At 68.9% G+C, this 10,572-nt stretch carries 10 protein-coding genes and 1 pseudogene; 8 read left to right on the top strand and 3 right to left on the bottom strand.

Annotated features, from left to right (window positions below; translation table 11 throughout):
• Positions 1-867: 867 nt before the first annotated feature.
• Positions 868-1,419, top strand: a complete 552-nt coding sequence (locus ACZ60W_RS33115; RefSeq protein WP_469759104.1) for a DUF7919 family protein — start codon at positions 868-870, stop codon at positions 1,417-1,419.
• A gap of 202 nt (positions 1,420-1,621) precedes the next feature.
• Here ACZ60W_RS33115 and ACZ60W_RS33110 read toward each other — a convergent pair whose 3' ends face one another.
• Positions 1,622-2,914: a hypothetical protein gene (locus ACZ60W_RS33110; RefSeq protein ID WP_469759103.1), complete on the bottom strand. Its 1,293-nt coding sequence runs from the start codon at positions 2,912-2,914 to the stop codon at positions 1,622-1,624.
• A 213-nt stretch (positions 2,915-3,127) separates the two neighbouring features.
• Here ACZ60W_RS33110 and ACZ60W_RS33105 point away from each other — a divergent pair, with 213 nt between their 5' ends.
• Entirely contained in the window at positions 3,128-3,304 is a 177-nt protein-coding gene (locus ACZ60W_RS33105; protein WP_469759102.1) for a hypothetical protein, read from the top strand.
• Positions 3,305-3,523: 219 nt separating this feature from the next.
• Here the strand turns inward: ACZ60W_RS33105 and ACZ60W_RS33100 are convergent, their stop codons facing one another.
• Complete coding sequence (locus ACZ60W_RS33100) at positions 3,524-3,745, bottom strand: hypothetical protein (RefSeq protein WP_469759101.1); 222 nt, start codon at positions 3,743-3,745, stop codon at positions 3,524-3,526.
• A gap of 296 nt (positions 3,746-4,041) precedes the next feature.
• Here ACZ60W_RS33100 and ACZ60W_RS33095 point away from each other — a divergent pair, with 296 nt between their 5' ends.
• From ACZ60W_RS33095 to ACZ60W_RS33070, 6 genes are all read left to right on the top strand, one after another.
• Positions 4,042-5,097: a hypothetical protein gene (locus ACZ60W_RS33095; protein WP_469759100.1), complete on the top strand. Its 1,056-nt coding sequence runs from the start codon at positions 4,042-4,044 to the stop codon at positions 5,095-5,097.
• 46 nt (positions 5,098-5,143) lie between these two features.
• Positions 5,144-6,151: a hypothetical protein gene (locus tag ACZ60W_RS33090; RefSeq protein WP_469759099.1), complete on the top strand. Its 1,008-nt coding sequence runs from the start codon at positions 5,144-5,146 to the stop codon at positions 6,149-6,151.
• A 484-nt stretch (positions 6,152-6,635) separates the two neighbouring features.
• Complete coding sequence (locus ACZ60W_RS33085) at positions 6,636-7,082, top strand: transposase (RefSeq protein WP_469759098.1); 447 nt, start codon at positions 6,636-6,638, stop codon at positions 7,080-7,082.
• Positions 7,083-7,595: 513 nt separating this feature from the next.
• Positions 7,596-8,045: an SRPBCC family protein gene (locus ACZ60W_RS33080; protein ID WP_469759097.1), complete on the top strand. Its 450-nt coding sequence runs from the start codon at positions 7,596-7,598 to the stop codon at positions 8,043-8,045.
• A gap of 931 nt (positions 8,046-8,976) precedes the next feature.
• The gene (locus ACZ60W_RS33075) at positions 8,977-9,777 is read left to right on the top strand and encodes a bestrophin-like domain (protein ID WP_469759096.1); all 801 of its coding nucleotides are present in this window, start codon (positions 8,977-8,979) and stop codon (positions 9,775-9,777) included.
• Positions 9,778-9,855: 78 nt separating this feature from the next.
• On the top strand, positions 9,856-10,212 hold the full coding sequence (locus tag ACZ60W_RS33070; protein WP_469759095.1) for a hypothetical protein: 357 nt from the start codon (positions 9,856-9,858) through the stop codon (positions 10,210-10,212).
• 272 nt (positions 10,213-10,484) lie between these two features.
• On the opposite strand, the pseudogene ACZ60W_RS33065 reads toward ACZ60W_RS33070, so the two are convergent.
• Positions 10,485-10,572 (bottom strand): annotated as a pseudogene (locus tag ACZ60W_RS33065) (GlsB/YeaQ/YmgE family stress response membrane protein); the annotation flags it as partial.

Genomic DNA, 10,572 nt, shown 5'->3' with positions numbered 1-10,572 from the left:
ATCCCCCCCCCCCCCCCCCCCCCCCCCCCCCCCCCCACCCCCCCCCCCCCCCCCCCCCCCCCCCCCCCCCCCCGGGCCCCCCCCCCCCCCCGGGGCGCCGGACGCACGCCAGCCCTCGCAGCGCCGGCGGCACACCGGACGCTCAGGACACCGAGGTTCCGTCGCTGTCCGGCCCCTGGCCGGTCTCGGCGGCCGGGGCTGCGGATGCGGACGGCCGGGCGCGTAGCTGTCGCACGGTCCAGGTCACGCCGGCGATGACGAGGCCGGCGGACAGACTCCCGAGAAACTCGGGCAGCGCGGAGACGAGAACGTCGTACACGAAACAGCGGGCACGCCACGGCGGAGGCCCTGGCGTGCCGTGCTCCTCTACGCGCGGCGGCGACGGCCGTGCTGTGCGCCCGGTCCCCTGGGCGCGTTCTGGGGGGAAGGTCTCAGCCCTGGCGTGACCGGCTCCGGAGAGCCAGCTCCAAGCCCAGGCATTCTCCGACCCGCACCCATTCTGTCCGGCCGGCCCGTCCCGCCGGGACCGTTCGCCGTTTCCTCCCCATCTGCCTGGAACATTCACCTGTCAATAGGGACGGGTGAAAGGGGATCGCCCGTACAGCAGTGGATCTCGCCGCGGTCTGCTCTGGTGCCCGGGGCAGACCGCAGCGCGGCCGGGGTGGTGTCGCTCCGCCGGCAGGTGGGGTATTCGAGGCCCCTCCGTCCGCATCCTCCGCACCCGACAGCGCCAGAGCCGGGCGTAACCGTCAAGGTGTGCGCAAGGCCTTGCGAGTGGTCCGTTAAGCCACTGACTCCCACGGCCGCCAGGCGCTCGTTGGTTCAGTGGGTTCCGAGCGGTCCCGGGGCAGGCGCGATGATGAGCACATGTTCTACGCGGACCTCAGCCCATACGCCTATGGAGACGAATATGGCTACGGGGGCGAAGGTGATGTCTTCACCGACCTCACCGACGGCCTCCGTTTTGTGAGCTTTCGGCCAGTCTATGACCGATTCAACGTAGGCTGGCTGGAAGATGGCCGCACGTGGACGAGCGGCCAGCCTCCCAGGGAATTCGCCCGCGGGCTCCTGGCCATAATCGACGCCCAGCGAGTCAATGTCATGTCAGGCCTGCACGAGTGCGATCTCTGTTCGACACCGCTCCCCGACTCCCACCCCTGGTACACCCCACGCCCGGGAGGCCTACGCGCAAGCGCCGGAACTGGTGAGATCCGCGTCCCCGGCAGCCCCGGCACCGTCTTCGCCGCTCCGAGTCTCATCGGCCACTACGTCGTCGACCACAACTACCTGCCGCCCCAGCCGTTCATCGAGGCAGTCCTCGCCTTCGACCCGTACGAAGCCCGGCAGGCAAGGTATCCAGGAATCAGGTTCCCGTGGATACCTGAGGATGCAGTTCTTCGCCACGTCGACGACGAGTAAGGTCCGCGTCCAGGCGCACTGATCAATGCAGTATTCGGGCCACCTCTCGTGCCTCAGAGGGCCGCAATACTGAGGTCGTCACATACCAGGGGCGCTGTACTCAGGGCTGACTCGAGCATGCAGATCATGCGGGCGCCGCATCCGTCAGCCAGGGGGCCGGCGTATCAAGATGGTTCTTGCCCGACTGGGCAAGCGGTGGGCCTCAGAGTCTGTAGGGGGTGAGTAGCGCCTTGTACTCGTCCCGGACGCGTTCCTGGGAGCGGCAGTAGTCGGCGATGAGCTGGAGCAGGGTTTCGGTCTCCTCGTACAGGCCGGCTTTCGGGAGTTCGTCGAGGACGGCACTCAGGCGTGCTGCACGCGATGGGGTGTCCTCTTGGTACGGGGGGAGGAAGAGCGGGGGGATCAGGCGGCGCAAGACGGCCGTGGTCTCCCACGTCCTCTCGTTGTCGCGAAGGGTGCGTAGTACGGGGGCGAGTGGGGTGCGCTGTTCGGCGATGTGGCGCCACACACGGCTGGTCTCCGCGGAGAGGCCGGTGTCACGCAGGTGATCCGTCAGCTCGAGCAGCTGCTCCTTGTCGTAGGTAGTGGCGAGCACGGTCAGGAAGGTGTCGGCGAGCTGCCCCCGGTCGTAGGCATCTGTCGCGTGGAGCTCGTAGGACGCGAGGAAGCTGACGATTTCTGACGGCTCGCGATGCTCGGTCATCTTCTCGAAGAGGCGACGTGCCGGGGTCGTGTCGCCGAGGCGCTTGGTGTCCGGGGCCAGCGTCCCGATGTGCTCCCAGACGAACGGCAGAGGCATGTGCCGGTGCGCTGTCTCGGCGACCTGGTCGGCTTCCGGCCGCCCGTGTGCACGGAGGAGCGCCGCCAGTTCCTGGAACTGGCAGCTGAGTGCGCCGGCGACCAGGACGGCGTGGGCCGGCTTCACATGCCCCGCGCTGCGGAACTCGTCCATGACTTCGACGCAGTAGGTCGCGGACTCGGGCTGCTTCCACAGCGCGGCCGCGAGCGGCGGCAGCAGCCGGTCCTGGCCTTCGTTGTCCACCTGCTCCAGGAGGGCTACGAGGCTATGGGGCTCGGTCTGGGCAGCCATGGCCTTGGGCAGGGGTCGGCTGTAGTCGGCGGGGTCGACGTGCCACGAAAGGCCGGACTCTCCCTCAGCGGCTGTGGGGGCGAGTTCGGCGGCCTGCCAGAGCTGGTGGAAACGGCTGACCTCGGCATCGATGTCGGGCCGGCGGTGGGACCAGGACGCCAGCGTGCGGACGATCGACTGCACGTTCTCCCACCGCGGTACCTGGCCGGGGCGGCGCAGGATCGCGCTGACGGTCTCGTGGCTCGGCTTGCCCCGGGCCTCGTCGTCCTTCTCGATCGCGGCACTGACCTGCCGTGAGGAGGGAGCTCCCGCGTCCATGTAGAGCCGGTGCAGGCCGCTGATCAGCTCGCGCAACGGCCCGGGCGCCAGCTGTTCCTCGGTCGGCATCGTGATCCTGGTGGACATGCCCTGCCCCTTCCCCCTCGGCGAGGTTTCAGGATCTGTCAGATCGTGGAGCCACACGCCGAAAACGGCGTTCTTGCCCGTCAGTCTCCGGCGTTCTCGCAGCGCATCGCGTCAAGGGCCTCTCGCCGACCGCCAGCGTGGAAGCACAAGCACCCACACCGGGTGCCCACCTTGCCGCGCTTCCTGCCGGTGAGCCTGACGAAGGGAACGTCCGTGTCCACGCTCCGTCTCCTGGTCCTGTTCCTCTTGGCGCTCGTCGCCGCGATCCTCCTGGGCGGCCTCACCTACGTGACCTACCTTCACCCGGCCCTCGCTCCGCCGCTGGCTGTCGCCACGGGAGCGGCGGCCGTCGTGGTGGCCTGCATCGGCGTGATCCTCGCCCGGCGGTGACTTCCCGCGTCGGATGCACTCGGTTCGGAGGGGCGAGCCCCCTGGCGCCCGCCCGCGGCGTTGGCGAGGGCGTAGCCGCGAGCCGGCCGCCCACCGGCCCCGCCGGGCTTCGTCTTCACCAGGCGTGGCCCGCAGCACCGAACGGGGTCCTTGGCAGCCGAACGGCCCGCACCATCCGGTGCGGGCCGTTCGGCGTGAAGCGGGACGGTGAGCGGGTGGTTACAGCAGGCCGAGCTTCTCCTCGATGCCCTTGACGATGCCCAGGACCGCGCCGAAGCTGACGCCGGAGCAGCCCACGCCCACGAGCGGGGTGCCGCCGAGGTGACGGGTGATCATGTAGGCGACGAGGGCGGCGATGACGCCCGACAGGAGGGCGATGATGATCGCCATGACCTTCTCGGTCCTCGTCGGTTCCTGGGCGGGAGGGTTGGTGGTGGCCATCGGCGGCGTTTCCTCTCTGGACCCCTGCCCCCGTGTCCGGACGAGTGGACGCGGGTGGCTGTGCGGAGCGGCTTGGTCCGAGGAAACAGCGCTGTTCGGAGCGTCTTCCAGCGAAGATCGTTCCTGTATTTTTCTGCGCTCTGGTGAAGGGCGTTCACCGAGGTCAGCGGCGTACATGCACACCAGATGGACAAGATCGACATCCTCGCGCATAGGTCACTGAACGCGATATTCGGGCCATCTGGGCCCTTGGAGGTGCTTAACTCTCGGCACGAGTCGTGAAAGGGGCGGCGCCCATGGCCACGTGGCGGGAGCAGTTAGACCAGGCGCAGGACTGGAAGGGGTACCGACAGGCTCTGCGCACCCTGCGGGAGACCGCAAAAATCTCCTTCGACAAGCTCCCTGAGCGAAGCCGGGACATAGCCAGGCGTTACCCGCACCTTCGCTCCTACGACAGCACCAACACCTTCAGCCAGCTCCTGGACAAACGGCTGCCCGACACCCAGCCGGAGTGGCACAAGATCGAACTCGTCGTCCGTATCTGTGCCGAGTACGAGGGCATCGAGAACACCACCGCCCTGGCGCAGAAGTGGGCCGATGCCTACCGCCGGTGCGGGGGAGACCCTGGCGAGAGGTTCCCGCCCCAGCCCCATGGCGGCTCGATCCCGGTCGCACCGCGCATGACCGTCCCAGAGGAGCCGGAAGTCGGCTCAGAGGAGGAGCCTGCGCCCCATCCCGGTCCGCTGCCACCCGACCCGGGCCCCGTCCCCGAGCGACCGTGGTGGAGATCGAAGCCGGCGCTGGTCACCGCCACGGTCCTCGTGCTCGCCGGCATGGTCCTCGGCTCGATGAAGCTGGGCGCGCTCTTCACCGACGGCGACACGATTCCGCCCTCCGGCAAAGCCGGGACTCCCACATCCACCGCCGGCACCACGGCTGAGCCCTCCGCGCCGCCTATTTCCTCCACCTCCCCGGGCACCGACGGCGCCACGCAGCAGAGCACGCCGACCACAACTTCCCCGCCGGGCCCCGCGGGGTTCGGCGCGACCTTCGCCTGGTCCAACGACGGCGGAAGCGGCGGATCACAGTCCGACATCGTCAACGCCGCCTCCACCTACCGCAAGGGCGAAGCCCCCGGCCAGACCTGGGCCTTCAACCGCGGGGACACCCTCGTCGTGCAGTGTCAGGTCACCGGCGGCCGCCCCATCGAGGCCGGAACCGCCTACCCCGGCCCTGCCGCCGCCAAGGATCGAGGCCCCCAGGGCATCTGGTACCGCATGACCAGCCCCGTCCAGGCATGGGCACCGGCCCTGTACGTCGACACGGGCCGCGACTCTCTGCCCGCCTGCTGACCGAGCAGCCGTCCGTACCGCTTCGCCCCCGAGACAGGAGCGTTTCGTGGCACCCGACCCCCGCACCCGCCCGACCGGGTCTCACCCACGCAAGACCGCGATCAAGACGGCGGCGATCACCGCGCTCGTGGCCGCCGCCGCCGGTATCGGCTACCTTGCCGCCCACCCCGGCCCCACCGCGGACGACAAGACCACCGTCGAGATGGCCACCAAGCCTTCCCCGCAGCCCCACCCGGAGATCAGCCGCACCGCGGGCCTGAGCAAGGTGAAGACCGACACCCCCGGCACACCGGTCAAGATCCGCCCCTGCCCCGGCCCCAACCCCTACGGCACCCACGACTGCCCCGAATCCTCCGTTGCTTACCTCGCCGACGGGGCATCCGTACAGATGTGGTGCTGGACCGACTCCTACGCACCCGAGGGCTACCCGGCCACCCACAAGCGCTGGTTCTACGTCATCCAGGCCGAGGGCAGCCCCGAACCCGGCGAAGAGGGCTACATCTACTCCGCCCTCATCCCTGTCCCCGAGCAGATCCGCACCCCTGTCTGCACCACCCAGCGCCTGCTCGATCTCCACCCTCTGCCCCCCGCCCCGCCCGACCCCACCCCCGAACCGTCCCCCTCCACCACACCGGGCCCGACCCCCACCCCCACGTTGCCGCCCACCACCACGGCCCCGCCTCCCACCACCCAGGCACCGCGTCCGACCACTTTGCCTCCCGCACCCCCGACCCCCACCAGGACGAGCGCGCCCCCACCGCCGCCCGTCAAGCACACGGTGCCCGAGCAAAGCGGCAGCCACGGCTCCCCGACCTTCGAAAACCCCCACGGAGCCAGAGGACCCGGCACCCGGATCCCCAAGAGCACCTGGGTCGACGTCGAATGCCGCGTCTACGCCCCCGAGATCGAAAGCGCCAACCCCGACGGCTGGTGGTACCGCATCGCCACCAGCCCCTGGAAGGGCTACTACGCCGTCACCAACACCTTCATGAACGGGGACACCCCCGGCCAGCAGCCGCCCACCAACACCGACTGGAACGTGCCCGTCTGCTGACACCACCACAGGACGCCCCCCGGCCCCCGCCAGACTCCGTCTTCGCCAAACGCGGTGCGCGGTACCGGACGGGGTACCCGGCAGCCGGACGGCCCGCACCAGGGTGCGGGCCGTCCGCCTGCGGACGGAGCGATAGCGCTCCGGGGTTGCCGGCCGGGGGTTAAGAGTCGTCGGGTCCGGTGTGGACGATGAGGGCGATCAGGACAAGCGGCTCTGGTCCACTTCTTGTGGGCGGGTACGAAGCGTGACGGTTGCTCGTCGTCGGATGGCGGACGAGATCGCCCGAAAGTCGCTCTGCCGGGGAGGAGCGGGGTCGTCAGTTCCGCCCCGTGAGCGAAGTACGGCCGCAGCGGGATGAGCTGCTGTTCCGGTCGCTGGAGAACGTATCGGTGGAGTTGGTCGAGGTGACCGACACTGTCGTGCGCGTGGAGGCGTCCAGACCACTGCCCTTGGGGCGACCTGTCCGGGCTGCGGGTGTTGGTCAGTGCGAACCCACGGCTCCTGCCGGCGGTTTCCCAGTGACCTGCCAACCGCCGGCAAGCTGGTCGTGGTGTCATTGCGAGTGCGGTTCCTCCGCGTCGATGAGGCATGTCCGCGCAAGACGTCTGTCGAGCAGGTGCCGAGGCTCACCGGTCGGTTCGGGCGGCGTACGGAGCGGCTGCGTTCGACACTGGTCTCGGTCGGGCTCGCGCTCACTGGACGTGCTGGCGCGCGGATGTCGGATGCCTTCGGGGTGCGGGTCAGCCGGAACACCCTGCTCAGGCTGATCACCTCGCTGCAGGATCCGCCCGCCTCCGCGCCCCGCGTGGTCGGAGTCGACGAAGACGCCCAACGCAAGTGCCGGATCCACGGAACCGTGCTCGTCGACGTCGAGACCCGCCGCCCTGTGGACCTCTTGCCGAATCGGGAGGCGGACACCCCCGCGGCCTGACTGTCCGAAAGGTCCGGGATCGCAATCATCTGCCGGGACCGCGCCCGCTTCTACGCCGAAAGAGCCACCCCCGGCACCGCGCAGGCTCTCCAGGTTGCTGATAGGTGGCACCTCTGGCACAACCTTGGCGAAGCCGCCGAGAAGTGCGTCTTCAGGCACCACGCCTGCCCGCGACCGGCACCGCTCGAAGAGCTTCAGCAGACATCAGAACCGCAGCGGCGATTGTCGCTGCGGTCATCGACGGGCCGCGGAAGGCAGCTCTGGCGCGCTGGGCGAGTGACCCCACAGTGAGGGCCGGCCGCTTGGCTGTCCGCGCGTAAGTCAGGGCGCCGCCAGATCGCGTCGTCCCGCCACCATGCGCTGTGGCCGGATCTCACCGCACACGCAGGACGGTGTCGCCAATTCGTCTGTAGGGGGTCATGAGAACGCGGAACGGGGGCACAGGAGCCGCAGAGAAAGGGCACCCCGATACGGCCGGGACATGCCGGCCGGTGAAGAGAGAAGGAGACTTCTATGTCGCAGGTCGAAGAGTCCGTCGAGGTCGACGTCCCCGTGCGTACCGCCTACAACCAGTGGACGCAGTTCGAGTCGTTCCCGCACTTCATGGAGGGTGTGGAGCGCATCGATCAGCGCACCGACACGATGACGCACTGGGTCGCCAAGGTCGGCGGGGTGACCAAGGAGTTCGAGGCGGAGATCACCGAGCAGATCCCTGACGAGCGGGTCGCCTGGACGACGCTGAGCGGTGAGGTCAGGCAGGCCGGGGTGGTCACCTTCCACCGACTGGAGGAGAACAGGACGAAGGTGATGCTCCAGCTGGACTACGACCCCGAGGGCTTCAAGGAGAACGTCGGCGACAAGCTCGGCCTCGTCAAGCGACAGATCACCGGCGACCTGAAGCGGTTCAAGGAGTACATCGAGGACCGAGGCCACGAGAGCGGCTCCTGGCGCGGCGAGGTCTGAGCGCAGCCCCTTGGGCGAACACCCCGGTCTCGTCGCCGCCCATGAGCCCACAGCGCGCCGCCAGGCTCTTTGGCGCCCGGCCGCATGGGAACAGGGCATGCCCCTGCGCCGCCTCACCGCCGAAACCTCCAGGGCAGCCTCCACAGGCCGACGGCCGCCGCGCCCTGTTTCTTGAGGAAGGTGCGATCGGCGACGTACTCCGCAAGTTGGGCCTCCACCAGGGCCACACACGGCAAGCCTCTGAGCCCCGGGCCGCATCGGCCCGGGGCTCAGGCGATCGGTGGCCTCTGCGCGAGGCACACCTTTGACCGCGTTCCCTCGGTCTCGACATCAGCCGCCCAGACACCCCGCGGAAGCCGGTCGTATGGCGGGCGGTGGCCGGTGGCGGGTTCTGCTTGATGCCCGCGCGAAGTACGGTTCGAAACACATGCGGTCTCGCGGTGTCGCGAGCCGAGGCGGCTGAGCCGATCACCTCAAACAAGACGAGTGGCCGGCGCTGACGTACAGCCGTGACACCTTGCCCTCCCCTGAGAACCCTGTGCCTCCCACCTTTTGGGAAGCCCTGCGGCGCTGCGGTGTGAAGGGCGTAGCCCCGTCCACGAGCAGGTGAAGAGGGCGGGGGGCGACGGCGCAGCAGGTCCGGAGGAGAACCCCGCGCCCGGCTTCGATCTCATCAGGCACTTCTGGCTTCGTAGCCGAGCAGGGCCACGGATGGACGAGAGCGCCTGAGATGGACCGATGCGCGCCGGGGCGCACGCCGGGCGCGGAGTGGGGGCATGTCTGGTCTGCCTGGTGGAAGGGCCGTCCCTCATGCGGAGGCGAGTGAACGTTTCCGTTCTTCCGTACGTCTTGCCGGTCTGGGGATGATCACGCGGCCCCGGCGATTCTTGCTGGGCCCTTGCCCTGGACTCTTTTGTGGAGGTGGCCCTCTGTGGCCCTCGTCATCGTCGTTGCCGCACTCGCCCTGCTCGCGGGCCTGGCCGCGAACCGCTGGCTTCGCCCGCGCCTGCTGAACGTCGAGGACGACGAGGGCATGGCCGTGAAAGACCTCGTCGGCCCGCTGCTGACGATGACCGTGCTGCTGCTGTCCTTCGTCCTCGTCACCGCGAACGGCTCCTACGGCAAGGCTGAGGTCGCCTCCCGCGGCGAAGCCCGCGCCGTCGACCAGCTGGTGGAGACCGCCGAATACGCCCCCGCTGCCGGGCGCGCCCGCGTGCAGGCCGACGCCGTCTGCTACGCCCGAGCCGTGCGCGTGCAGGAGTGGCCGGCGATGGCCGACGGCAACGGCTCCCCGGCCCCCAGCGTCTGGTCGACCGACCTGCGCCTGACCTTCCGCACGCTGGAGGGCAAACCGGTCTTCGGGATGCTCGTCTCCGCCGACAACAAGCGCTCCGACGAACGCGAGGAACGCCTGACCCAGGCCACCTCCAGCATTCCCAGCGCGATCTTCTGGTTCCTCCTCGCCACCCTCGTCATCACGGTGACGGCCCTGGGTGTCTGCCTGCCGAGGAGGAACAACCGCGGCCAGCTCATCACCCTGACCGTGATCACCGCGCTCCTCACCACGATGCTGATCATCATCAGAGACGTCGACCGGCCCTTCGGCGGCATCATCAACGTCACCCCGACCGCCATCACCGAAGTCGAACGCCAGGCCACCCGCGACTTCCTCGCCCACAGCCCTGCCACCCAGATCCCCTGCGACGACCAGGGCAACCGCCGCGCCACCTGACCCCGAAACCAGGCCGACAGCCCCGCCACACCCAGGCGGCTGCCGTCGGTCTGGCACCTCCGACCGATGGAGTTCCGCATGAGCAAGATCCGTCTCACCGATCGCAGCGAAGCGGTGGTCGATGTCGCCATCCCGCTCGAAACCGGCCGCGACACCTTCCGCACCCTGGAAGAGGACATTGAGTACTTCAGCGTTGAGGACGCACCCTCCGCCGCCGTCATCACTCTCCACAGCGACGCGAGCGGTGACATCGCGAAGCCTCACTACGTACTGCGGACTCTCAAAGCAGCCACAACGACAGGCCCCATCGCTGTCAACGAACTGCGCAATTACGCACCCGGGACCATCATCGTCCCCGGCCTGCAACTGAAGCACTCACACATCGGGGATCTGTCCTTCACCCTCGGTGCCATCCGCGTTCAACACCAACGCTGAGCTGCAACAGACCGCTTGAGCAGGCGGCGCGCGATCTCATGGCCCCACGGGAAGCGGCCCTTGGCTGACACGAAACGCGACGATAGCGGTGGGACCTGTACACGGTACGCCTAAGCGGAAGAAGCAGGCTGCGGCGAAAGGGCGAGGAGCTCAAAGCCGGGCAGGGGTGCTTGCCGGTAGGCAGACTGGCTCGCGTACATGCCGACGGCTCCCCTCCTGCGTCGAGCAGGAGTGGGAGCCGTTCGGGGCTGTGGTGGTTGGGGTTTGTGGGGTCAGGCGTGGCGGTGGGTGTGGCGGTTGCCGGTGATGAGGCGGTAGAGGGCGAGGAGGATGACGGAGCCGACGATGGCGGCGACCCAG

The organism is Streptomyces sp. NPDC104202 (assembly GCF_055584185.1).
This window is presented reverse-complemented; position numbering and strand designations above follow the sequence as displayed.

Excerpts from the sequence above, each read along its gene's own strand:
- ACZ60W_RS33100 (WP_469759101.1), bottom strand. The coding sequence starts at position 3,745 with ATGGCCACCACCAACCCTCCCGCCCAGGAACCGACGAGGACCGAGAAG.
- ACZ60W_RS33115 (WP_469759104.1), top strand. The coding sequence starts at position 868 with ATGTTCTACGCGGACCTCAGCCCATACGCCTATGGAGACGAATATGGC.
- ACZ60W_RS33070 (WP_469759095.1), top strand. The coding sequence starts at position 9,856 with ATGAGCAAGATCCGTCTCACCGATCGCAGCGAAGCGGTGGTCGATGTC.
- ACZ60W_RS33080 (WP_469759097.1), top strand. The coding sequence starts at position 7,596 with ATGTCGCAGGTCGAAGAGTCCGTCGAGGTCGACGTCCCCGTGCGTACC.
- ACZ60W_RS33095 (WP_469759100.1), top strand. The coding sequence starts at position 4,042 with ATGGCCACGTGGCGGGAGCAGTTAGACCAGGCGCAGGACTGGAAGGGG.
- ACZ60W_RS33110 (WP_469759103.1), bottom strand. The coding sequence starts at position 2,914 with ATGTCCACCAGGATCACGATGCCGACCGAGGAACAGCTGGCGCCCGGG.